This is a genomic window from Bordetella genomosp. 5 (assembly GCF_002261315.1).
Lineage (GTDB): Bacteria > Pseudomonadota > Gammaproteobacteria > Burkholderiales > Burkholderiaceae_B > Bordetella.
In genome coordinates, this window is sequence record NZ_NEVP01000012.1 from 241,642 (window position 1) to 265,150 (window position 23,509).

Genomic DNA, 23,509 nt, shown 5'->3' on the forward strand with positions numbered 1-23,509 from the left:
GCCGGCGTCCGGCGAACGTCGTGCTAAGGTTGCGGCGCCGCCCCGCCGGACTTCCGGCGCGCGGGCGCGCCCGATTGCCGCCCGAATCAAGACAGGAAAGTCGTTCCCGATGTTCAAGCCCTCCCCCGCGTCTCGCATGGCCCTGACGGCCTGCCTGACACTCGTGTGCAGCCTGCCGGCCGCGCACGCCAGCACCGCCCCCGCCGCCTCTCCCCTCGCGCTCGCCGCGCCCGCCTCCGCCGCGCAGTCGCATGCCGTGACGGCGCCCGCGCTGACCGCGCGCGCCTGGCTGGTGCTCGACGCCACGAGCGGCCAGGTGCTGGGCGGACAGAACGCACGCACGCGCATCGAACCGGCGTCGCTCACCAAGATCATGACGGCGTACGTGGTGTTCCAGGCGCTCGCCGCCAAGGAAATCACGCTGCAGCAACAGGTCACCATCTCGACGCGCGCCTGGAAAGTGGCGCCCGGCAGCTCGCGCATGTTCCTCGAGCCCGGCAATCAGGTGACCGTGGACGCCCTGCTCTACGGGCTGATGGTGCAGTCGGGTAACGACGCCGCGGTGGCGCTGGCCGAGACCGTGAGCGGCTCCGTGGAGGCCTTCGTGGCGCGCATGAACACGCAGGCTCAGGCGCTCGGCCTGGCCGACACGCATTTCAACAGCCCGAGCGGTCTGCCCGACGCGCTCACCTACTCCACCGCCGCCGATCTCGGCACGCTGGCCGCGCGCATGTCGCGCGACTTCGGCCAGACGGCACGGCGCTACGACACCACGCGCGAATTCACGTACAACAAGATCCGCCAGACCAACCGCAATCGGCTGTTGTGGCAGGACCCCAGCGTCGACGGCATGAAGACCGGCCACACCGAGTCGGCCGGCTATTGCCTCATCGGCTCCGCCTCGCGCAACGAGGGCGGGCTGCAGCGGCGCCTGATCGCCGTGGTGATCGGCACGGCCTCAGACAAGGTGCGTACGCAAGAGGCGCGCACGCTGCTCGAATGGGGCTACGGCGCGTTTCGCACCGTGCGGCTTTATCAGGCGGGCGAAAGCGCGGGCGAACAGCAGGTCTGGAAGGGCCAGGCCGAGGCCGTGCCGGTCGGCTACGCGCGCGACGTCTACCTCACGACGCCGGCGGGCGCGCGGGTCGAGCGCGCGGTGCAACCGGCACAGCCCCTGATCGCGCCGATCACGGCGCAACAGCAAGTGGGCGTGGTGCAGATCTCGGTCGACGGCAAGCCCGCGCTGCAGGTGCCGATGGTGGCGCAGCAGCCCGTGCCCGAGGCCGGCTTCGTGGGCCGCGCGTGGGACAGCGTGCGGCTCTGGTGGCGCGACGACGCGAGCTGATCGCCGCGCGCCTCCTGCCCCGTACGCGCTTCGCGGCCGTGCGTGTCGTTCCACCGGACGGCATGCACGGCCGGTTTCATTTGGGCCGCGGTGAGCGGCGGGACGCGGGTGCGGCGGCCGTCGATACGGCGGCCGTAGATACGGCGCTCGCCTGCGCGGCGGCAAGCCGCGCTGCCCGTGCACGCGCCGCCAGCAACGCGGCTTCGCGCGTGTTGCGTGTCAGCGCGGCCGCCTGCAGAAAGGCGGTCTCGGCCTCCGCGTATCGGCCCAGGCGTTCGAGCAGATCGGCGCGCGCGCTCCAGAGCCAGGGATAGCGCGCCAGCGTCGGCTCGGCCTGCAAGGCCTCGACCAGCGGCAGCGCGGCCGCGGGCCCCTGATCCATGCCGAGCGCGACGGCCCGGTTCAACGCCACGACCGGCGTGGGCATCCGCGCGTACAGGGCGTCGTAGAGCGCGACGATCGCGCGCCAATCGGTGTCCTCGGCCCGGGCCGCGCGGGCATGACAGGCCGCCAGCGCGGCTTGCAGTCCGTAGGGTCCGAGCGCGCCGCACGCCTGCGCGCGCACCAGCGCCGCCAGCCCGCGCCGGATCAGCAGGCGGTCCCAGCGGCCGCGGTCCTGCGCCAGCAACAGCACCGGCTGGCCCTGCGCGTCGATCCGCGCGGGCAGGCGCGACGCCTGCAGTTCCAGCAGCGCAGCCAGGCCGTGCGCCTCGCCTTCGTCGGGCATGAGCCCCGCGAGCACGCGGGCAAGCCGCAAGGCTTCCTGGCAGAGATCGGGGCGCGTCCAGTCGTCGCCGGCCGTGGCCGCATGACCCTCGTTGAAGATCAGGTAGATCACCTCCAGCACCGCGTCCAGGCGCTCGGCCCGCTCGCGCGCACGCGGCACCTCGAAGGGCACCCGCGCCTGGCTGAGGCTGCGCTTGGCGCGCACGATGCGCTGCGCCACGGTGCTCTCGGACTGTAGAAAGGCGCGCGCGATCTCCGCCGTCGACAGGCCGCCAAGCAGGCGCAGCGTGAGGGCCACGCGGGCATCGGACGGCAACACCGGATGGCAGGCCGTGAAGATGAGCCGCAGCAGATCGTCGCCGATATCGTCGGCGCGGCGCGCGTCCACGGCGTCCGCCACATCGGGTTCGACATGGGCCTGCATCACTTCGATCTCGCGGGCCAGGGCCTCGCCGCCACGCGCCTGCGTGGCCGCCTGGCGCAGCATGTCGAGCGCACGATGGCGAGCGGCGGTCATGAGCCAGGCTCCGGGGTTGGCCGGCACGCCGCGCGCCGGCCAGTGCTCCAGCGCCGCCACCAGCGCGTCCTGCGCGGCCTCTTCGGCCAGCGCCAGGTCGCGCAGATGGCGGGCGGCATACGCCACCACCTTGGCCGACTCGATGCGCCAGACGGCCTCGATCTCGCGGCGAACGGCATCATGCCCGGCCATCGTTACGCCGCCGGCGCGACCGCGTTGGGGTCCATATGGAAGAACTCCCAGATATGACCGTCGGGATCGTCGAAGCTGTGCGAGTACATGAAGCCGTAATCCTGCGGCTGGCGCGGCGCGGTGCCGCCCGCCGCCAGCGCACGCCGGACGATCTGGTCGACCTCGTCACGGCTCTCGCACGACACCGCAACCATCACTTCGGTGGCCGCGCGGGCGTCGGCCACCGGCCGGCCCGAGAAGCTCTGGAAGTAGTCGGGCACCAGCAACATGGCGTAGAGGTTTTCGCCGATCACGAGGCAGGCGGCCTGCTCGTTGGTGAACTGCGGATTGAACGACAGGCCGAGCGCGGTGAAAAATGCCTGCGAGCGCGGCAGGTCGGCGACCGGAAGATTGACGAAGAGTTGTTTGTGCATGATGACTCCTGAGAGGCCGCGGCGAGCGGCCCGCTGCGTTGCCCGGACGCGCACGCGCCCGGGCGCGGGAAAGATGCGTCAAGCCGGGGCGCGGGCTGCGGCCGCTGTGGCTGTGTCGGCAGTGTCTGCGGTATCCGCTGTATCCGCCGCGTTCGCTGTGTCTGCCGTGTCCGCTGCGGCCACCGTGCCCGGCTCCTGGCCCGCGGGCGGTGGAAAGTCCGTCATCTCGTAGACCTGGCGCACCTCGATCTCGCCCGCGCGGTCCGCGCCAAAGGGCGCGGGATAGCGCCGCGCCCAGGCCAGCGCCTCGTCGCGGTCACGCACCTGGATCAGGGTGAAGCCCGCGATCAACTCCTTGGTTTCGGCAAAGGGACCATCGGTCACGCTGACCTGCCCCGCCTCGTGTCGCACCCGCCAGCCCTTGCTGCTGGGTTGCAGGCCCATGGCGTCGAGCAGCACGCCGGCGCGGGCGAGCTCTTCGTGAAACGCCCCCATCGCCGCCATGAGCTCGGGCTCGGGCATGGCACCGGACTCGCTCAGCGCGTTGGCCCTGATGATGATCATGAAACGCATCGCATCTCTCCTGGGTTCGCCGGTGGCGCATGCGCACCGGCCTGTATCGACACGACGGCACAGCACGCCCCGGATCGACAGGAATTCGCACCAACCAGGGAAAACACCTAGAAAAACGCGCCTGCCCGCACTGCCGACGGCGCCCTTCCTACATGAAGCAGGGACCGAGCTTGCGCACTTCGACCGTGCACCACTGAGCGGCGGGACAGGCCCGGGCGATCTCGAGCGCCTCGGCGTCGGTCTCGCAGTCGATCAGGAAAAAGCCACCCACCATTTCCTTGAGCTCGGCAAACGGGCCGTCGACCAGGCGCGACTGGCCCTCGCGCACCTGCACGCGCACGGCCTGGTCCTGGGCCAGCAGCGACTGCGCTTCGCGCAGAATCCCGCGCTCGCGCAAGCCGGCAGCAAACGCCAGCATGCTGTCGTAGAGGGCCTGCCCCTCGGCAGCGGAGCGCGTGGCACGCTGGCCCACGGGTTCGACGATCAGCAAGGCATACGACATGGCAACTCCTGGCAGCGCGTCCGACACCGGACCACGAATCGGGCCAGTATAGGAGCGAAGTGTGTGAAGTGTGGGGGCACCGCCCGCCGCTGGGCCGCCCCGAGGCGGGCGGCCCCCTCGGGGGGCAGCAAGCGGGCGAAGCACCGCGCAGCGTGGGGGCACCGTATCATCGCGGGACGCCCCTCAAGAGAGATTCGCCTTGGCTCTGCGACAGTCGTCCTTTTTCATCCGTTTCATCACGCTCGGCGTGCTGGCCCATGTTTATGTTGGCCTGCGGCTGATTCCCGACGCGGGCCTGCCGCTGGCGGGCGGCCTGGCGGCAGCGCTGCTGCTCGTGGCGAGCTGCGTGCTCATCCCGCTCGGCATGCTGAGCCGCTCCTCCGGGCGCCAGCCCTGGGGCGACCGCCTGGCATGGGCCGGGCTCACGGCCATGGGATTCTTCTCGTCGCTCTTCGTGCTCACGGTGCTGCGCGACGCGGTGCTGCTGGTGCTCTGGCTCGTCTCGCTGGGGGGCCTCACCCTCCCCTGGGCGCCGCTGCGCGCGGCGAGTGCCATCGCGGTGCCGGCGTTCGCGCTGCTGGCGAGCGCCATCGGCTTCTGGAACGCACGCCGGCGCGCACCGGTCGTGGACGTCGATATTCCGATCGCCGACCTGCCGCCCGCCCTCGAGGGCTACACCATCGTGCAACTGAGCGACATTCATGTCGGGCCCACGATCAAGCGCGGCTACGTCGACGCCATCGTCGAAGCCAGCAATGCGCTCGCGCCCGACCTGATCGCGATCACCGGCGACGTGGTCGATGGCAACGTGGCGCAACTGCGCGAACACACCGCCCCGCTCGGCCGCTTGCGGGCACGTCAGGGCGTGTTCCTGGTGACCGGCAACCACGAATACTATTCGGGCGCCGCGCAGTGGGTGACCGAGTTCCGCCGCATCGGCCTGCACGTGCTGCAGAACGAACACGTGATGCTGCGCACGGGCGAGGCCGGCATCGCGCTGGCAGGCGTTACCGACTACAGCGCGGGCGCCTTCGACCCGCATCAGCGCAGCAACCCGGTGCGGGCCGTCGCGGACGCGCCCGCGGGCAGCCTGCGCATCCTGCTCGCGCACCAGCCACGCAGCGCGGCCGCGGCCGAGCCGGCCGGTTACGACCTGCAACTATCCGGCCATACGCATGGCGGGCAGTTCCTGCCCTGGCGGTTCTTCGTGCGGCTGCAACAGCCGTATGTGGCCGGCCTGCATCGTCATGGGCGCATGTGGCTGTATATCAGCCGCGGCACGGGCTACTGGGGACCGCCCAAGCGCCTGGGCGCGCCGTCCGAGATCACGCGGCTGCGCCTGCGCCGCGCCTGAGCGGCAGGGGCTGCGCCGGCCGAGCTGGCTTGGAGCTGCCGAGCTCGGGCTGCGGACCCCGGACTTCGGGCGCCGAGCTTCAGACCTCGGGCTGCGGGCCGCGGGCTGCGGGCTTCGGGCTGCCGGCCTCGGGCTGCGGGCTGCCGCCGCGCGTAACCGTCCGTGAAGATCAGCCTGGCCGCGGACTGCCGCACTGCCAGCACAAGGTGAACTGCGCCTCGAGGGGCTCGCCGCATTCGGTGCAGTGCCACGGCTGGCTGCCGGGCGGCGCACCGCCCTGGATCAGCGCCTGCGCCTCGGGCAGGTCGCGTTCGCGCTCGATCCACACCTCCGGGCCGCATTGATCGACCGGAATGTCGCCCAGCGCGCCCTGCAGATACTGGTTGTGCAGCTCGCAGGGGATGCGGGCCTGTTCGAGCAGGTTGACCCAATGCTGCGCCAGCAGCAGGCTGGGCGCGCGCGCAAGCTTGATCATGAGGGCTCCTTCCCGGCATCGACACCGCGATGTTGGCCTGCCCGCGCCGCGCTGGCAAGCCCCGGCCGCCGCGACCGCTTCGCCGGCGTGCACGCGGCCCGGCAGGCGCCCGAACCCGCACGGCACGGCCCTGAAACACCCCCCCGATGTTTGCGGGCTGCGGAACACTCAGGTATTAATAGTGGGCCCGCCCCGCCCCGGGCACGTGCACCGGCTGGAGAAACAATGAATAAAAGCAAGTTCCGAATGCAGGTCAACAAACCGGTGTTCTACACCTCCGGCGCCTTCATCGTGGCGCTGGTCATCTTCGCCGCGACCGCTCCCGGCGCGGCCCAGAGCCTGTTCGGCGCCATGCAGGACTGGATTTTCACGAACGCCAGCTGGTTCTACATGCTGGCGGTGGCCATCGTGCTGCTGTGCATGCTGTACGTCACGTTCAGCCGCTTCGGCGACATCAAGCTCGGTCCCGACCACAGCGAGCCCGATTACCGCGACCTCACCTGGTACTCGATGCTGTTCGCGGCCGGCATGGGCATCGGCCTGATGTTCTTCGGCGTGGCCGAGCCGGTCATGCACTTCCTGGATCCGCCCTTCGGCGCGGGCGGCACGCCCGAGGCCGCGCGCGATGCGCTGTCCATCACCTTCTTCCATTGGGGCCTGCATGGCTGGGCGATCTACGCCAGCGTGGCGCTGGTGCTCGCCTACTTCGGTTATCGCCATGGGCTGCCGCTCACGCTGCGCTCGGCCTTTTATCCCTTGCTGGGCGATCGCATCCATGGCCCGATCGGCCATGCTGTCGACATCTTCGCCGTGATCGGCACGGTGCTCGGGGTGGCCACGTCGCTCGGTCTGGGCGTGGCGCAGATGAATGCCGGGCTCAACTATCTGTTCGACGTGCCCAACAGCATCCCGGTGCAGATCGGCCTGATCGTGCTGGCGTGCGGCCTCGCCACCCTGTCGGCCGCGAGCGGTCTCGACAAGGGCATCCGCTATCTGTCGGAAGGCAACATGTTGCTGGCCGTGCTGCTGCTGACCTTCGTGGCGGTGGTGGGCCCCACCATCTTCCTGTTGCAGACCTTCGTCGAGAACATCGGCGTGTACCTGTCGGGTCTGGTGTCGCGCACGTTCAATCTGTATGCCTACAACCCCACCGACTGGATCGGCGGCTGGACGCTGTTCTACTGGGGCTGGTGGATCGCGTGGTCGCCGTTCGTCGGCGTGTTCATCGCGCGCATCTCGCGCGGCCGCACGATTCGCCAGTTCGTGGGCGGCATGCTGCTCATCCCTACCGGCTTCACGCTGCTGTGGATGACGATCTTCGGCGACACGGCCATCTATCACATCCTCTTCAACGGGGCGACGGAGCTGGGCGAGGCCGTGAAGAACGACTCCACGCTCGCGCTCTTCGTGTTCCTCGAGCAGTTCCCGTGGGCGCGCGTGATGTCGGGCTTCGCGGTGCTGATGGTGTTGGTGTTCTTCGTCACCTCGGCCGACACCGGGGCGCTGGTGGTGGACATGCTGGCCTCCGGCGGCGCCGACGACGCACCGGTATGGCAACGGGTGTTCTGGTCGATCCTGATGGGCCTGGTCGCGATCGCGCTGCTGCTGGCCGACGGGCTGAAGGCGCTTCAGACAGCCACCGTCGCGAGCGCGCTGCCATTCTCGGTCGTGATCCTGATATCGCTGTGGGGCTTGTTCCGCGCGCTCAATCATGACACCACCAAGCGCGGCCTGCGCTACCGCACCGTCAGCCGCCCGCCGGCCGGCGCCAGCGCCGAGCCCTGGCAGCGCCGTCTGCGCAACATGATCATGATGCCCAAGCGCGCGCACGTGCAGCGCTACATCAGCGACGTGGTGCGTCCCGCGATGGACGACGTGGCGGCCGCGCTGGCCCGCGAGGGCTATGTGACCGCGCTCGAAGACGGCGCGGAGGGCCAGCTGACCTTCCGCGTGGGCCACGGCGAGCATCTGGACTTCTCCTACACGGTATATCCGATGGCCGAAGTCCGGCCCAGCCTCACGCCGGAAGAAGCGCGCGACGAAGAAGACCGGCGTTACTTCCGCGCCGAGGTGCATCTGGGCGAAGGCGGCCAGGACTACGACATCATGGGCTGGAGCCGCGACGAGGTGATCGGCGACATCCTCGACCAGTATGAGCGTCATCGCCACTATCTGTCGCTCACCTACGGTTCCTCCCGCGCGAGCTCGCCGGGCGGATCCTCCTGATCGGGCGCGCGGGTCGCCGGCCGGTTCGCCGGCCGCGACCCACGCGTCGGCGGCCCCACCTCGGCCGGCCGCACCTGGGCGGCCCCACCTAGCCGGCCGCACCTGGGCGGCCCCACCTAGGCGGCCCCACCTAGCCGGCCGCACCTCGCTACAATTCCCTCTCCGAACCTGCCTTGAAAACGCGCGCCCTCACGGGTGCGCGGCCGTTGCACCATGACCGATACGCCTTTCCATTTCAAGCGCGGCAGCGCGCCGCTGCTCATCTCGATCCCGCATCTGGGCCAGGAGATTCCGGCGGACCTGCGCGCAAGCATGACGCCCATCGCCCACACGGTGGCCGACACCGACTGGCATCTCGACCGTCTGTACGCCTTCGCCGACGCGCTCGGCGCCTCGGTGCTGGGCGCGCGCTACTCGCGTTACGTCATCGACCTCAATCGCCCGCCCGACGACGAGTCGCTCTACCCGGGCCAGACCAAGACGGGCCTGTGCCCGGCGGCCTCGTTTCGCGGCGAACCGCTGTATCTCGACGGCGCCGCGCCGGACGCGGCCGCGCAGGCCGAACGGCTCGCCACCTACTGGCAGCCCTACCACGACCAGCTCACGCGCGAGATCGCCCGCATCAAGGCCGAGCATGGCCGCGTGCTGCTCTGGGAAGCGCACTCCATCGCCAGCGTGCTGCCGCGCCTGTTCGACGGCAAGCTGCCCGACCTGAACATCGGCACGTCCGACGGCAAGACCTGCGCGCTCGCCGCGCAGCAGGCCGTGCAGCGCGAGCTCGAAGCCAACGCCGATTACACCTGGGCGGTCAACGGCCGTTTCAAGGGCGGCTACATCACGCGCCACTACGGCGCGCCCGAACAGGGCGTGCATGCGATCCAGCTCGAGATGTGCCAGTCCACCTACATGGACGAAACGTATCCCTTCGGCTATCGCGAAGACCTGGCAAGCCGCGTGCAGCCCCTGGTGGGCCGCATGGTGAAGGCAGCGCTCGACGCGCTAGGCTGACAGCCGCGCCGAAAATCTCAACATTGCTAACACGCGGTCTGCGCATGCGATCAGGCTCATGGCGGACCTTCGGTGGCGCCTTCGCTAATCGCAGCGTGGGCTTCACCCTCGCCGTTAAATGAGATGACATGGACGAAAACCGGCGCTGAGCTCGACCGGTTTCCCCATTATTTTCGTGATCCCGCGTCGGTGGGATAAAGGTTTGGAAACCAGCGTTCCACCACTTCTGCGGAAAATGCCAACCGCAGTGGCGCACGGTGGCTGACCGCAGACAGCATGCCCCGATCAACCAGCCTCGCAGTGACATTACGCGCACCGCGTTCTTCGTAGCCGGTAAGCGCTGGAATCTTCGAGCGCTCGACCTCGCCACTCATAACGGCTTCGCGCAGCACGGAAAAGCTGCCACGGAGCAGCCGCTTCGCTCGCACCTCTTCCTCCACATGGATTTCCATACGTGCAAGCAACGTCGCCGGTTCGAGCAAACCACTCATGAATCGGATTTGATCAATAGAACGATCAAGAAAGAATTCGCAGAAATCGATCAGTCCGCGCTGAGTCAGGTTGCCCCGCCCATCTAGATCGCCTTGGCGAGGTCGATCCGCCTGAGCAAGCAACGCTTTGTATCGTTCCTCGTCACGCGCCAATCCCCTCGCCACCGACCAGAGACTGGTCCCAACCCCCAGCCGCTTAAACAACGCGTGTGACATCAGCCGCGCGACCCTGCCATTACCGTCAAGGAATGGATGGATCCATAGGAAACGATGATGAACCGCACCGACAGTTTGAACTTGCCGGAACCTGCTTAGCGGCGGCGATGCATAGGCTTTATCAAAGTACGACATGAAACGTGGAATATCCGCGGCAGCAGGAGGAATGTGCCGCCCGACCTGGACGTCTCGCTTGCGCCATTGGCCGGGAACAATCTCGAGACGCGCCCCGGTTCTGTCATCGGCGACGAACAACATCTCCGGCGGTAGCCGCGAGCAAAACTCTTCATGCAACCAAGAAGCATAAGCCGCGGACGCCGGCCACGCGTCGGGATCCTGTCCCGTATCAATCAGCCGTTGAACGTGGATATGCGCGACCGCTTCCTTCTGGAGGTCCCGCTTTTTCGGTTCATTGGAAAAATCGTTGGCGAGGGCCCTGTCGATGTCGCGCGGATGCGTGTCGTGCCCTTCTATCAAGTTAGAGTAATAGCAGTTCATCGAGCGTACGAGATCACCGATCGAGTCTCGTAAGATCGGATGCAGGCGGCTCGCCAGCCGATTAGCCTCTGCCACAAGTAGCAAAGTGTCATCGTCAAGCAGCCGGCATGTCTCATCGGGGACCATCGGCCCCATGGTCGTCGTGTCCATGACTGAAGTCTACCGGAACCTATGCCGGATAGAGAGCTCGACTTTTCTCTTTTAAATCATTAACCTCTTCGAAAAAAACGAAGAAACCGGACCGGATCGCATGCCGGTTGCAAAGCTAGGGAGGGGCGACGCATTTGCCTCGCACGCACAACAGAAGGATCGCCTGTTGGCACACGCCCTCAATGCGCGAACGGTAACGCGGCGCCGATCACGGCGAACAGCACGCCGCACACTTGATTGAAGCGCCGGCCGGAGCGCTCCAGCCAGGGGCGGATGCGATGCGACAGGCTCGCCAGGCCGTATTCCACGGCGCACTCGGCCACGACGAAGGTCAGCGCCATCACGGCGAACTGCAGCCACAGGCTGCGCGCGGGCGAGATGAATTGCGGCAGAAAGGCGCCGTAGAACAGCAGCACCTTGGGATTGGAGACGGCCGCGAACAGGCCCTGGCGGAACAGCAGCGCGCGAGAACTCGGCGCGTTGGCCCTGGCGGCCGGCTGGCCCTCCCGCAAGGCGGCGGGATCGGAAGGTCTTGGCGACGTTGCGTCTGGCGACGTCGCGTCGGGCGCCGATGCGTCGGGCGCCGGTGCGTCAGCCCCCGGCACCGCGGCCCCCAGCGCCAGAGGCGGCGCGCGCCACAGCTGCACGCCCAGCCACACCAGATAGGCGCCGCCCGCGAACTTGAGCGCGGTCAGCGCGCCCGGCGAGGTCTGCAGCAGCGCGCCGATGCCGGCCATGGCCAGCGCGATCAGCCCGGTGAAGCCCACGGCTCCGCCCGCGATGGTCCAGCGGGTCGGGCCGCGCCCGTGCAGCGCGCCGTGCGCGATGACGAGCAGGCTGTTGGGCCCCGGGGTGAGCGACAGCCCGGACACCGCCAGCGCGTAGAGCAGCCAGGTATTCCAATCCATGTGATGCCATCAATGCGGAATCGAGGGATGCCAGTCTAGAACAGGACGCCGCGTGCTGCACGGCGGGGCCAGCGGCACCAGGACGATGCCGCTGCGGGCGATGACGGCCCGGATCGGAGGCGCGGCGCGCGGCTGCGGGACGCGACATGCGCGGCCAGCGCAGACCCTGTCCGCGACAGGGGTTTTTCGCCTATCGCCGCCATTGAGACAAACGAATGGACGGCCCGGGCGCGCCGGGCGGACCATGGACGTTCATTGCCACCGCGCGCCCCGGGCCCGGCGGCTCACGCAATACTGATTCGGGATCCTGCATCCCAAGGAGGAAATCCATGTCCAGCTTCATCGAAGGTCTTGTCCGCGCCGAGTTGTCCCTGCTTGGCGTATCGGCGCCGCCGGCGGATGCCGACGCGTCCCGCGAGGCGGCCGAGCCCGCGCGCGAGGTCCGCTTCGACGCGGCCGACTACCGCAGCGCCGCGGGCTGAGCCCGGGTTAGGCACTGCGCACGGTCATACCGCCGGCAAGACCCCGAGCGTCTCGCGCAGCGCGCAGCAGCCAGACAAAAAGGCCGCACCTCTCGCGAGGCGCGGCCTTTTTGTTGGAGCAGGTGCGGATCAGCTCGTGTGCGAAGCCGGCTGAGGCATCTCGGCGCGCTTGGCGCGTTGACGCATCGCGCTCACCACCAGCAGCGCGATCAGCGCCACGCAGGCCAGGATGAAGCCCAGACTGATCGGCCGCGTCACGAACACCGACATCTCACCACGCGACAGCAGCAGTGCACGACGGAAGTTCTCTTCGACCATGGGGCCGAGCACGAAGCCCAGCAACAGCGGCGCGGGTTCGAACTTCAAACGCATGAGCAGGTAGCCCGCCACGCCGAACAAGGTCACCATGCCCACGTCGAACAGGTTGTTGTTCGTGCTGTAGACGCCGACGCAGACAAAGAACAGCGCGGCCGGGTACAGGACACGGAACGGCACGGTCAGCATGCGCACCCACATACCGATGAGCGGCAGGTTGAGCAGCAGGAGCAGGACGTTGCCGACCCAGAAGCTCGCGATCAAGCCCCAGAACATGTCGGCGTGCTCGAGCATCATCTGCGGACCGGGCTGAATGCCGTGAATGATCAGCGCGCCCAGCATCAGGGCCATCACGGGGTCCCCCGGGATACCCAGGCTCATCGTGGGGATGAAGCTCGTCTGCGTCGAGGCGCTCGTGGCGGCCTCGGGGCCGGCGATGCCTTCGATGGCGCCACGGCCGAAGCGACGCGGCTCTTTAGCGACCTTCTTTTCGACGGCGTAGGAGATGAACGACGCGATCGTCGGACCCGTGCCCGGCAGGATGCCGAACGCCGCGCCGATACCCGTGCCGCGCACCAGCGCGCCACGCGATTGCTTGATGTCGCCAGCCTCGGGCCGCATCGACTTCATGCTGATCTTGGTGCCGGTCACGCGGCTGTCGCCACCCACCTTGTTGATGTTGCGCAGGAAGTCGGCCACACCGAACAGACCCATCGCCAGCGCCACGATCTGCAGGCCGTCGGAGAGCTCGAGGATGCCGAAGTGAAAGCGCATCGTGCCGGTGTTGACGTCGGTACCGACCACGCCCAGCAGCAGACCCACCACCACCATGGCCACGCCCTTGACGGCGGAACCCTTGGCCAGCGTGGCACCGGCCAGCAGGCCCAGCACCATCATCGAGAAATACTCGGCCGGGCCGAAGCGGAAGGCGACCTCCACCAGCATGGGCGAGAACAGGATCATGGCCAGGATGCCGACCGACGCGCCGCAGAACGACGAGAACATCAGCATGAACAGGGCCGAGCCCGCCTTGCCATTGCGTGCCAGCGGATTGCCGTCCAGACACGCCACGGCGTGCGAGGCGGTGCCCGGCAGGTTCAGCATGATCGAGGTGATGCCGCCGCCATACTGCGAGCCGTAGTAGATGCCCGAGAGCATCACCAGCGCGGCGGTGGGGGTCATCGTGTAGGTGAGGGGCAGCAGGATCGAGATCGCGGCCAGCACGCCCATGCCGGGCAGCACGCCGATCAGGTTGCCCATGAACACGCCGAAGGCGGCCCACATCAGGTTCTCGAGCGCGAACGCGACCGAGAAACCATGCATCAGGTTATTGAGGATTTCCATGCTTCAACCCCAACGGAACAGCGGGAATTGCAGCTGCAAGCCCCAAGAGAACACGACCACGCCGATCAGGGTGACGGCGACCGACAGAATCGCAGCGCCTTTGAGCGTCTGCTGACGATCGCCCAGGGCGGACACGAATACCAGGACAAGCGTCGCGGGCACGAGGCCACCGTACTTGCCCACCAGGATGAAGGCGAGCAGGCCGCCCACGATGCAACCCCAGCCACGCCAGTCGGGCGCCGACTCGGGCTCGTGATCGTCATCGGCGTTCAACGGCGACGTCGCCAGCTTGGCGATCAGCGCGCCCAGCAGGATCAGCACCACGCCGAGGATGGCGGGGAACAGCCCCGGTCCCATGCGCGCCAGCGAACCCAGTTCGTAGGTCATTGCCTGGGCCAGCGCGGCCACTCCCAGCACGACCATGGCCCCTCCGGCCCACCACTCGCGTCTTACGACGTCCTTTTCCGGCTGCATACCCCGAATCTCCTTGTTTTGGCGATGCTTCTATCTGACGCAGGTCTTAAGCGAAGCTGACTTTCGACTGAAGCGGCAGTCTAAGAACTCAAACTTGCGATCGCCTTTCACTGATGCAGAAAAACGGCGTACAGAAACAAAAAAGGCCGAAAAATGGGGAAATCCCTGAGTCCTCACGCGCACCGAAATACAAAGCTTTCAATTTGGTTGCATGCACAACCATTGGTAGAGCGCACAGGCGTGCGTGCAGGCGCGCGCGATCGCGGGTGCGACTGCGCGTGCGGACACGCGCACGACGGCGTGCGCGCGTAGCACACTTTCTGAGAGGCTCTTTTTACGCGCCGCGCGCCGTGCGCCGCGCATGCTGATCGGCGCGTTCAGCCGCTGCGGGGGTCGCCCGCCGCGGCGGCGATGCAGTCGTCGAAAATCTCGAGAAAGCGCGCTTCGGCGGGCTCCGGCACGAGCGCCGGATGCGTGATGAGATAGAGGTCGGCGCCCAGCGCCAGTTCCGCCGGCGAGAAGCGCCACAGGCGCCCGGCCTGCTCGTCGGCCGCGGCGGCCGCGCACGGCAGCACGCCGATGCCGACGCCGGCCACGATCATGCGCAGCACCGCACCGATGTCGGTGCTGCTGCCGGTGATGCGGCGCGCCAGGCCCGCGCCGTCGCCCAGGGCGAGCAGCGGCTCCATGACGCCGCCCTTCTTGCTCGCGGAGAATGCGACCAGCGGCTCCTGGCGCAGCTGTTCCAGGGTGATGTCGTCGCGGCCGAACCACGGATGGGTCGGACCGCAATAGATGCCGAATTCCTCGCGCATGAGGAAGCGGCAGCGCAGCCCCGCGATCGGTTGCGCCAGCAGGCAGAGCGCCAGCGGCGCGATGCGCTGCGACACGGCGCGGATCGCCTGCGGACTGCTGACGATCTCGATCTCGATGTTGACCGACGGGTGGCGCTGACGAAAGCGGGCGAGCGCCTGGTCCAGCGGCTCGTACTGAACCGCCGTGATGAACATCAGCTTCAAGAGGCCGGTGATGTCGCCCTGCGCGCCGGCGAGCTTCTCGCCGATGCGCGCCGCGCTGCGCATCATGACCTCGCACTCGCGATAGAGAATTTCGCCGTGGCGCGTGAGCTCGAAGCGCCGGCTGCCGCGCACGATGAGCGTGCAGCCCAGGCTCTCTTCGAGCCGCTTGAGTGCCTGCGTGACCGAGGGCTGCCGGATGCCCAGCTCGTGCGCGGCCTGCGTGAGGCTGCGCGCCTCCACGATCACGAAGAACGTGCGCAGCAGGTTCCAGTCGAGTGAATTGAGCGTGGGATCCATGGTGGCGGGCAAAGAAGCGGCGCCGCCAGATTGGCCGCGCCTGCCCGCCATTAGACCACCGCGCGTGACGCTCAAGCCCGGTCCGCGCGCTCGACCACGGCGTGCAGCAGCACGTTCAGACCCGGTTCGATGTCCTCGGCCGTCGCCAGCTCGTTGTTGTTGTGCGTGATGCCATCGCGGCAGGGCGTGAAGATCATGGCGGTGGGGAATTTCTGCGCCATGAAATACGCGTCGTGGCCGGCCTGGCTGGGCAGATCCGCGGTGCTGTAACCCAGCGCCTGCACCTTGTCGCGCACGATGCCCACCATGGCGTCGTCGAAGATGTAGCCGCCCCACTGCCACTGGTCGAGGATGCGATAGTCGCAACCCGTCTTGGCGGCCGCCTGCGCCACGCCGCGCAACATCTTGTCGCGCATCGCCTCGGCCGCCTCGGGGCTTTCGTGGCGCACGTCGCCGATGGCCTCCGCCCAGTCGGACAGAATGCCCGCCTTGTTGGGCCAGGCGACGAGACGCGAGGCCGTGGCCTTGCCGCCCGTACCGACGAACTCCCAGCCGATGTCGTCCACCTCGGTCAGCATGCGCGCGGCGGCCACCAGGGCGTTGCGGCGCTTGGCCATCGGCCAGGGGCCGGCATGCGCGGTCTCGCCGCGAAACTCGACCAGCACGCCGTGCGAGCTGTAGCCGTGCGTGACCACGCCGACCTGCTTGTTGGCCTTGTCCAGCAGATCGCCCTGCTCGATGTGCAGTTCGAAATAGGCGTCGACGTCGCACTGACCGACCGGGGTGTCGCCCTTATAGCCGATGCGCTCGAGCTCTTCGCCGAAGGTCGGGCCATCGTCGGAGCGGCGCGCGTAGGCCCAGTCGAGCTCGTAGGCGCCCACGAAGCAGCCCGAGGCCATCATCGGCGGCGAGAAACGGCTGCCCTCTTCGTTGGTCCAGTCGACGATCTCGATCGGGCGGCGCGTGGTGATGCCCAGATCGTTGAGCGTGCGCACCACTTCGAGCGCGCCCAGCACGCCCACGATGCCGTCGAAGCGTCCGCCGTTGGCCTGGGTGTCGAGGTGGCTGCCGATCATCACGGGCGGCAGGTCCTCGCGGCCTTCGCGGCGGCCAAAGATGTTGCCCACGGCGTCCACCCGCACGGTCAGGCCGGCATCGCGGCACCATTGCACGAACTGATCGCGCATGTCGCGGTCGGCGTCGGTGAGGGCCAGGCGGGCCAGGCCGTTTTCGCGCCCCACGCCGATGCCCGACGAGGTGTCGAGCGTTTCGAGATAGCGCGGCATGTTGATGCGCGTGGTGGCGGACAGCGTCATGGCAAAACCCCTTGTATTCCTGGTTGTCGTGCCGGGACAGATGCCCGGCCTGTGCAGGGCATTCTAGGGGTGGGACGTGCCATTCACCAATAGGCCATGCCTATATTTCACATAGGCCATACCAGCAGCACATGCGCGCCTCAGGCGTCGCGCAGCAGATCGTGTTCGTTGAGCAGTTCGTAGACGATTTCGGGGCGCGCATCGAGGCAGCGGCGGATCGCCGCCGGGATGGTCTGGCGGGTCTTGCGGCACAGGCCCGGACAGGCCTCGACGTCGATCACGATGCCGCGCACCGTGCGCACCTCGTTGGGCCCGGGCGCGAAGCGCACCACCAGGCCGAGCAGCGCTTCCATCTTGCCGCCCAGACGGCGCAGCTCGCTGAGCGAATCGGCGGCCTCGATGCGCTGGATCAGCCGCTTTTCTTCGTCGCGCGTGAGCCGCAGGATGCGCAGGTCGGCGCCGGGCTCGGCCAGCAGCCGCTCGCGCTCGCAATCACAGGCGCCGGGCGGACACTCCTGGCGTATCGGAAACGGCAGATCCATGGTCGGCATGCAAAGAAGGCGAGGACGGACGCGCCGTCCAAAACACAAAGTGTAGGGGTGGGCCCACATTTATCCAAGCCGCCTCCGTAGCGCTACGGAGGCGTCCGGCGGAACGGGCCTGCGATAATGGCCCCATCGTGACCCTCCCCTCTATCCGCTGGCGCACGGCCGGTGCGTGGGCGCTGCTCTGCCTGGCCGGCATCCTGTGGCTGGCGCGCCAGGACTACGTGGCGCAGCGCGACCGCTTCGCCCAGGGTGCCAGCATCGCCCATCGCCTGCTCAGCCAGAAAGCCGTGCAGCACGAGGCCGTGCTCGCGACCCTCGCGGCGCTCTCGCATCCGCCCGCGCCCGACCGCCTCCTGCCGAGCCTGCAACCCGCGCTCGCCGAGCTGCTGGCGCTGGGCTGGCTCTCGCCGCAAGGCTGGCAGGGCAGCGAGCCCGAGCCCGAGGGGCTGAGGCAGGCCCTGGCGCAAGCCCGCACCCGCGGCCATGCCGTGACCTTGCCGATCGACGCGGCGCAGTATTGGCTGGTGGCCCCGTCGTCCTGGAGCATGCGGATCGACGCCCGCCGGCTGTTGCCCACGGCCGACGTCGCGCCCGCCCTGGGCCGCCTCACGCTCGACGTGCACGAACCGGATCTGGTGCTGTACACCGCTCCCGGCGCGCCCTCCTCGATCGGACCGCTGCTGCAGGTGAGCAAGCCGCTGGGCTCGGCCAGTCAGCCCTTCCTGATGCAGGCGCAGCGGCGCCTCGCGCCCGCCGACTGGCCGTGGTTCGAATGGGCGGTCTGGCTCGGCGCCAGCGGGCTCATCGTGGCGGCCGCGCGCTACTGGCAGCACAGCCGGCGCCAGGCGCGGCGCCAGGCCGAACAGGCCCGCATGGCCGCGCTGGCCCGGCTGAACACGCTGGGCGAAATGGCGGCCGGCATCGCGCACGAGCTGAACCAGCCGCTCACGGCCATCCTGGCGCAGAACCGCGCCGCCGAGCGCCTGCTCGACGATCCCGACGAACTGCCCGCCGTGCGTCAGGCGCTGCGGGCGAGCGCGCAGCAGGCCCGGCGCGCGGCCGACATCATCGAGCGCCTGCGCGCGATGGTGGGCCCGGGCAACGCCGCCACGCGGGTGCCGCTGGCGCCCGACGCGCTCGTGGCCAGCCTGTGCTTTCTGAGCGAACCCGAGCTGGCGCGGCACGAAGTCGCCCTGAACTGGACCAACGACAGCCCGGCCGCGCGGCCGCTCGGCGATCCGGTGGCGGTCGAGCAGATCCTGCACAACCTGGTCAACAACGCCCTGACCGCGCTCGCCGCCGTGCCGGGTCCGCGCCGGATCCGCGTCCGAGGTCACAGCGAAAACGGCTACTACCACTTCAGCGTGAGCGACAACGGTCCGGGCATCGCGCCGGAGCATCTGCCGCACCTGTTCGAACCCTTCTACACCACGCGCGACAGCGGCATGGGCCTCGGGCTGACCCTGTGCGACACGCTCGCGGGCTCGATGGACGGCCGCATGCAGGCCCGCAACCTGCCCGAAGGCGGCGCCTGCTTCACACTCAGCCTGCCCCTGGAGCGCGCCGCTTGATTCCCGATACCAGCCCTCCCCTCGCCCCGGTCGTGTATCTGGTGGACGACGATGACGCGGTACGCGACGCGCTCGCGCTGCTGCTGCGCAGCGTCGGGCTGCGCAGCAGCAGCCACGCGGATCCGCTGGCGTTCCTGGCCCAGCCGCTGACACAGGCGATCGGCTGCGTCGTGCTCGATATCCGCATGCCGGGCATCAGCGGCCTCGATGTGCTGGCACGGCTGGCCGAGCACTGCGATCTGCCCGTGGTGATGCTCACCGGCCATGCCAACGTCGATCTCTGCCGCCGGGCGTTCAAGGGCGGCGCGATCGAGTTCCTGCAGAAGCCGGTTGACGACGACGTCTTTCTGGATGCGGTGCAGGCCGCCGTGCGCGGCCACGTCGCCAGCCGCGAGCGCGCCGCCGTGACACAGGCCGCGCGCGCACGGCTCGAGCGCCTCTCGTCCCGCGAGCACGAGGTGGCGCGGCATGTCGTGCAGGGCTGGGCCAACAAGGAAATCGCGCGCGCCCTCGCGCTCTCGCCGCGCACGGTCGAGACCTATCGCGCCAATGTGTTCGGCAAGCTCGAGGTGAGCACGCTGGCGCATCTGATCCGGCAATATGCGCTCTTGCTGGACGACGGCGCCGCGCCGCCTCCGTAGCGCTACGGAGGCCCATCCGTAGCCGGGCGAATACCGGCCTCGAGGCCGCTTGCCTAAGCTGGAATCTCTTTCTTCAAGGACGAATTCCATGCTCAAACGCTCTCTGTTGCTCGCCGCCCTGGCGCTCTCCGGCACCGCTCACGCCGCCGTACTCACCGAGAAAAACATCTCGCTCGAAGACGCCCGCCACATTGCCGACGCCGCCGTCGCTGCCTGCCAGGCCAAGGGCTACAACGTCAGCGCCGCGGTGGTGGACCGCGCCGGCGTGCTGAAGGCGCTGTCGCGCGCAGACAACGCGGGCTCGCACACCGTGGAAGCCAGCCGCGCCAAGGCGTTCACCTCGGCCTCGGCCAAGGCGCCCACGCTCGCCATGATGGAGAACGCGCAGAAGAACCCCGGCGCGGCCAACCTCACCGATATTCCCGGCTTCCTGTTGCTGGGCGGCGGCGTGCCGGTCAAGGCGGGCGACGCGGTGATCGGCGCGATCGGCGTGGCCGGCGCCCCGGGCGGACATTTCGACGCGCAATGCGCCGATACCGCGCTGCAGGACAACGCCGCGCGCTTCAAGTAATCGGGCGGCCCGCCCCGCGGGGCGATGGCATGCGGCATGCTGAAGGGGCACACTCGTATCGTGCGCCCCGCCCCGCCTGCCGCAGGCGGCGCGCGCGGACCCTTCCGGAGACGCCATGACGACCGCCACGCATCGCCTCGCCGTGGGCACCTATACCCAGCACCTCGCCCACGTGGCGGGACACGGGCTCGGCATTCATCTGATCGCCATCGACAGTGACGGCGTGCCCCACGCGCTCGGCCACGAGGGCAGCCTCGCCAACCCGTCCTATCTCTGCGCCGACCCCACCGGCACGCGGCTCTATGCCGTGAGCGAACGCGCCCGCGACGCCGAACTCGGCGTCTACGCGCTCGACGCCGGCGCAGCGACGCCCCGTCTGCTGCAACGCTTGCCGCTGGCGGGCGCCGATCCCTGCCATGTCTCGCTGCATGCCCCCGCGCGGCGGCTATGCATTTCGCATTACGGCTCGGGCGAGCTGCTGTGCCTGCGGCTCGACGCTGACGGCATGCTGGCCGGCCCCGCCTGGCAGTATCAGGCGCTGGGCAGCGGCCCCGAACGCAGCCGCCAGGAGGCGGCGCATCTGCATTGCGCGATCCCGGCGGGCGATGGCATCGTGGCCTGCGATCTGGGCGCGGATCGCGTCACGCATCACGCGCTCGACGGCGATGGCGCACCGCGCCGTGCGTATGCGGTGACGCCCGGCGCCGGGCCGCGGCATGCGGTCGTGAACGGGACCCGGCTGTACGTGATCAACGAGCTGGACAATACCCTGGCGGTGCACGACCTCGCCGGCGAGAGCGCACAGGCGCTGGCCTCGGTGCCGGCCTTGCCGGGCACGAATGACAGGAAGAACGGCGCCGCACCAGCGCAGGGATCGGCGCTGGCGGCCGCGCTGCGTCTGCACCCCGGCGGCCGCTGGCTCTACGCCAGCGTGCGGGGCGCCGACACGATCGTGTGCTGGCCTCTGGACAAGGACGGCCTGCCGGGTGCGCCGCGCTGGTACGACGCCGGTGGCCGCACGCCCCGCGATATCGCCCTCACGCCAGATGGCCGGTTTCTGCTGGCGGGCTTGCAGGACGACGATCGCATCGTCGTCCATGCGGTGGGGGCCGAGGGCGAGCTGCGCGCGGGCGCAAGCCTCGACCTGGCCTCGCCCGCCTGCCTCTGCCCCTTGCCCGCCTCGCGCTGAGCGCCCGAGCCTAAGCGTCGAGCGCGTCGGCGAACGTCCTGGCCGGCGGGCTCGAGCGCCGCGCCGCCGCGAGCGCGGTGGATTCGCGCGGCACCAGCGCGTAGTCGAGCCGGGCCGCCGGCACCGGCGCGCCCCGCGCGACGAGCTGCTCCACGGCCGCGCGCGCCATCTCGCGCGCCGGCAGCCGCACGCTCGAGAGCGCGGGCCAGGTCTGGCGCGATATCGGCGTGTCGTCGCAACCCGCCACGGACAGCGCCGCGGGCACGTCGATGCCCAGCGCGTGCGCGGCGTACAGCACGCCCGCCGCCATCTCGTCGTTGCTCGCGAAAATGGCGCTGGGCCGTGCCGCCCGGGCCAGCAGCCGGCGGCCGGCCTGCACCCCGGACTCGAAGGTGTTCGACCCCGCCTCGATCAGGGACTCGTCCGCCGCCACGCCCGCGTCGTCCAACGCATCGCGATAGCCATGAAGCCTTTCGTGCATGACGCCATGGTCGGCGTGGCCCCGCACGAAGCCGATGCGCCGGTGGCCCAGCCCGAGCAGATGCGCGGTCATGGCCTGCGCGGCGAGGCGGTCCGGCGCACGCACGGCGTGGCCACGGGCGCTCGGCGTAAAGGGTGCGAGCCGCGCGAACGGCACATCGCTCGCGTCGAGCGCGCGCACCAGTGCCGGCACGTCGCATACGGGCGCCGTCAGCACGAGGCCGGCGCAGGCACGCTGGCGCACCAGCTGCAGCACATCGTCGGCCAGGGTCGGCGAGCGATAATCGACGGGATGCAGCAACAGGCTGTGGAAGCTGCGGCGGCACGCATCGAGCGCGCCGTGCTGCAGTTGCACCAGATGGCTGTCGTTGGGATCGTCGTAGAGCAGCACGATGAGGTCCGAGCGCTTGCTCGCCAGGCGTCGTGCCGAAGGGTTGGGGTGATACTTGAGCTCGGCCATCGAGGCCTGCACCCGTTCGCGCGTCCTGGCGCTGATGTTGGCTTCGTTGTTGAGTACGCGCGATACCGTCTTGATCGACACGCCCGCATGCGCGGCCACGTGGTCGACCGTCACGGAGCCACTACCTCTGCTGTTTTTCATCTCGTGCAAAAGGAAGCGGGCGCCGCTGCGGACGCCCCGATGGGGCCGCAGTCTAACAGTTGCGCGCGCAATCGACTACAGCGCGGACCGTGCAAATGGCCACGGTGCGGCCGCGCGGCGCACCGTCCGCGTGTCGCGCGGATCGGGTCGGCCGCGCGCGGCCTGCCGCGGCCCGGCGACGCTCGTCGCCGCAGCCGCCGCCGCGCGCCCGATCAGACGGGATCCGACGCCGGGGCCACCGGCAGCGCGCGCTTGTGCGCCGTGTTCGCGTAGACCTGAACCAGCCGTTCGGCCACGTCCTGCTCGACCGCGTTGCCTTCGAGGAAGTCGTCGATCTGGGCATAGGTGATGCCGAACGCGTCTTCGTCGGGGCGGCCCGGGGAGAGGGTTTCGAGGTCGGCGGTCGGGACCTTCATGACAAGGTCCTGGGGCGCGCCGAGCGCCGCGCCCACCGCGCGCACGCGCCGCTTGGTGAGTCCCGAGAGCGGCACGACGTCGGCCGCGCCGTCGCCGAACTTGGTGAAGAAGCCCATCAGCGCCTCGGCCGCGTGGTCGGTGCCGATCACGATGCCGCCCCGCGCGCCGGCGATCGCGTACTGCACGATCATGCGCTGGCGCGCCTTGACGTTGCCGATCACGAAGTCTTCCTGGGCCTCGTCGCGGTATTGCAGGCCGGCGGCCCGCAATGCCTCGCGCTGCGCGTCCACCGGACCCGCGATGTCCACGCGCAGCGACTCGTCGGGCACGATGAATTCGAGCGCGCGCGCGGCCTCGGCCTCGTCACGCTGATTGCCATAGGGCAGACGCACCGCGATGAAGGTCGCGTCGTGGCCGCGTTCGCGCACCCGCTGCACGGCGAGCTGCGCCAGCCGGCCGGCCACCAGCGAATCCACGCCGCCGCTGATGCCGAGCACGTAGGCGTGCAGGCCGGTGTTGACGAGATAGTCCGCCAGGAAGGCCACGCGCCGCTCGATCTCGGTGGCCGGGTCGAAGTGCGCGGCGACGCCGAGCTCGGCGCCGATCTGATGTTGTTGCGCTTGCAATGTCATGCCTTGCTCCGGAAAACG

At 69.0% G+C, this 23,509-nt stretch carries 21 protein-coding genes and 2 pseudogenes; 9 read left to right on the forward strand and 14 right to left on the reverse strand.

All coding sequences use genetic code 11. The features are described 5' to 3' along the window. The first annotated feature begins 109 nt into the window (after positions 1-109). A complete protein-coding gene (locus CAL25_RS21260) occupies positions 110-1,345 on the forward strand; it encodes a D-alanyl-D-alanine carboxypeptidase family protein (protein WP_094803708.1) in 1,236 nt (411 codons plus the stop codon). A gap of 178 nt (positions 1,346-1,523) precedes the next feature. Here the strand turns inward: CAL25_RS21260 and CAL25_RS21265 are convergent. From CAL25_RS21265 to CAL25_RS21280, 4 genes and pseudogenes are all read right to left on the reverse strand, one after another. After that, a pseudogene (locus tag CAL25_RS21265) lies at positions 1,524-2,780 on the reverse strand (RNA polymerase sigma factor); the annotation flags it as partial. 2 nt (positions 2,781-2,782) lie between these two features. Next, complete coding sequence (locus CAL25_RS21270; protein ID WP_094803712.1) at positions 2,783-3,193, reverse strand: VOC family protein; 411 nt, start codon at positions 3,191-3,193, stop codon at positions 2,783-2,785. 213 nt (positions 3,194-3,406) lie between these two features. Then, a pseudogene (locus CAL25_RS21275) lies at positions 3,407-3,766 on the reverse strand (YciI family protein); the annotation flags it as partial. Positions 3,767-3,914: 148 nt separating this feature from the next. Beyond that, entirely contained in the window at positions 3,915-4,268 is a 354-nt protein-coding gene (locus CAL25_RS21280; protein ID WP_094803716.1) for a YciI family protein, read from the reverse strand. Between the two features lie 199 nt (positions 4,269-4,467). Between CAL25_RS21280 and CAL25_RS21285 the strand changes: the two genes are divergently transcribed. Further along, on the forward strand, positions 4,468-5,622 hold the full coding sequence (locus CAL25_RS21285; RefSeq protein ID WP_094803718.1) for a metallophosphoesterase: 1,155 nt from the start codon (positions 4,468-4,470) through the stop codon (positions 5,620-5,622). A gap of 169 nt (positions 5,623-5,791) precedes the next feature. Here the strand turns inward: CAL25_RS21285 and CAL25_RS21290 are convergent, their stop codons facing one another. Next, positions 5,792-6,097, reverse strand: a complete 306-nt coding sequence (locus CAL25_RS21290; protein ID WP_094803720.1) for a DUF2007 domain-containing protein — start codon at positions 6,095-6,097, stop codon at positions 5,792-5,794. A gap of 225 nt (positions 6,098-6,322) precedes the next feature. On the opposite strand from CAL25_RS21290, the gene CAL25_RS21295 reads away from it, so the two are divergent. Next, complete coding sequence (locus tag CAL25_RS21295; protein ID WP_094803722.1) at positions 6,323-8,323, forward strand: BCCT family transporter; 2,001 nt, start codon at positions 6,323-6,325, stop codon at positions 8,321-8,323. Between the two features lie 213 nt (positions 8,324-8,536). Next, positions 8,537-9,331, forward strand: a complete 795-nt coding sequence (gene hutG / locus CAL25_RS21300; protein WP_094803724.1) for an N-formylglutamate deformylase — start codon at positions 8,537-8,539, stop codon at positions 9,329-9,331. Between the two features lie 167 nt (positions 9,332-9,498). Here the strand turns inward: hutG and CAL25_RS21305 are convergent, their stop codons facing one another. Both CAL25_RS21305 and CAL25_RS21310 read right to left on the reverse strand, forming a co-directional pair. After that, positions 9,499-10,686, reverse strand: a complete 1,188-nt coding sequence (locus CAL25_RS21305) for a Fic family protein (RefSeq protein WP_249279192.1) — start codon at positions 10,684-10,686, stop codon at positions 9,499-9,501. Between the two features lie 179 nt (positions 10,687-10,865). Continuing rightward, positions 10,866-11,594: a LysE family translocator gene (locus tag CAL25_RS21310; protein ID WP_094803726.1), complete on the reverse strand. Its 729-nt coding sequence runs from the start codon at positions 11,592-11,594 to the stop codon at positions 10,866-10,868. Between the two features lie 329 nt (positions 11,595-11,923). Between CAL25_RS21310 and CAL25_RS24285 the strand changes: the two genes are divergently transcribed. Beyond that, the gene (locus CAL25_RS24285) at positions 11,924-12,076 is read left to right on the forward strand and encodes a hypothetical protein (RefSeq protein WP_170948563.1); all 153 of its coding nucleotides are present in this window, start codon (positions 11,924-11,926) and stop codon (positions 12,074-12,076) included. A gap of 129 nt (positions 12,077-12,205) precedes the next feature. Here CAL25_RS24285 and CAL25_RS21315 read toward each other — a convergent pair whose 3' ends face one another. The 5 genes from CAL25_RS21315 to CAL25_RS21335 form a co-directional block, all read right to left on the reverse strand. Then, positions 12,206-13,735, reverse strand: coding sequence for a tripartite tricarboxylate transporter permease (locus CAL25_RS21315; RefSeq protein WP_094803728.1), 1,530 nt, complete (start codon positions 13,733-13,735; stop codon positions 12,206-12,208). Positions 13,736-13,738: 3 nt separating this feature from the next. Then, positions 13,739-14,209, reverse strand: coding sequence for a tripartite tricarboxylate transporter TctB family protein (locus CAL25_RS21320; RefSeq protein ID WP_094803730.1), 471 nt, complete (start codon positions 14,207-14,209; stop codon positions 13,739-13,741). A gap of 377 nt (positions 14,210-14,586) precedes the next feature. Next, a complete protein-coding gene (locus tag CAL25_RS21325) occupies positions 14,587-15,537 on the reverse strand; it encodes a LysR family transcriptional regulator (protein ID WP_212590925.1) in 951 nt (316 codons plus the stop codon). Positions 15,538-15,596: 59 nt separating this feature from the next. Beyond that, positions 15,597-16,841: a Zn-dependent hydrolase gene (locus CAL25_RS21330; RefSeq protein ID WP_094803734.1), complete on the reverse strand. Its 1,245-nt coding sequence runs from the start codon at positions 16,839-16,841 to the stop codon at positions 15,597-15,599. Positions 16,842-16,981: 140 nt separating this feature from the next. Further along, the gene (locus CAL25_RS21335) at positions 16,982-17,383 is read right to left on the reverse strand and encodes a hypothetical protein (protein WP_094803736.1); all 402 of its coding nucleotides are present in this window, start codon (positions 17,381-17,383) and stop codon (positions 16,982-16,984) included. A gap of 137 nt (positions 17,384-17,520) precedes the next feature. Here CAL25_RS21335 and CAL25_RS21340 point away from each other — a divergent pair, with 137 nt between their 5' ends. The 4 genes from CAL25_RS21340 (at position 17,521) to CAL25_RS21355 (ending at position 21,361) form a co-directional block, all read left to right on the forward strand. Then, entirely contained in the window at positions 17,521-18,960 is a 1,440-nt protein-coding gene (locus CAL25_RS21340; protein ID WP_249279193.1) for a sensor histidine kinase, read from the forward strand. Beyond that, positions 18,957-19,601 (forward strand): response regulator transcription factor, encoded by a 645-nt coding sequence (locus CAL25_RS21345; RefSeq protein WP_432759258.1) that lies wholly within the window; start codon positions 18,957-18,959, stop codon positions 19,599-19,601. The genes CAL25_RS21340 and CAL25_RS21345 overlap by 4 nt, the downstream gene beginning before the upstream one ends. 88 nt (positions 19,602-19,689) lie before the next feature. After that, positions 19,690-20,172: a GlcG/HbpS family heme-binding protein gene (locus CAL25_RS21350; protein WP_094803740.1), complete on the forward strand. Its 483-nt coding sequence runs from the start codon at positions 19,690-19,692 to the stop codon at positions 20,170-20,172. A gap of 115 nt (positions 20,173-20,287) precedes the next feature. After that, positions 20,288-21,361, forward strand: a complete 1,074-nt coding sequence (locus tag CAL25_RS21355; protein ID WP_094803742.1) for a lactonase family protein — start codon at positions 20,288-20,290, stop codon at positions 21,359-21,361. A 10-nt stretch (positions 21,362-21,371) separates the two neighbouring features. Here the strand turns inward: CAL25_RS21355 and CAL25_RS21360 are convergent, their stop codons facing one another. Beyond that, complete coding sequence (locus tag CAL25_RS21360; protein WP_094803744.1) at positions 21,372-22,442, reverse strand: LacI family DNA-binding transcriptional regulator; 1,071 nt, start codon at positions 22,440-22,442, stop codon at positions 21,372-21,374. A gap of 212 nt (positions 22,443-22,654) precedes the next feature. Next, positions 22,655-23,491, reverse strand: a complete 837-nt coding sequence (nadE, locus tag CAL25_RS21365) for an ammonia-dependent NAD(+) synthetase (RefSeq protein ID WP_094803746.1) — start codon at positions 23,489-23,491, stop codon at positions 22,655-22,657. Positions 23,492-23,509: the final 18 nt, after the last annotated feature.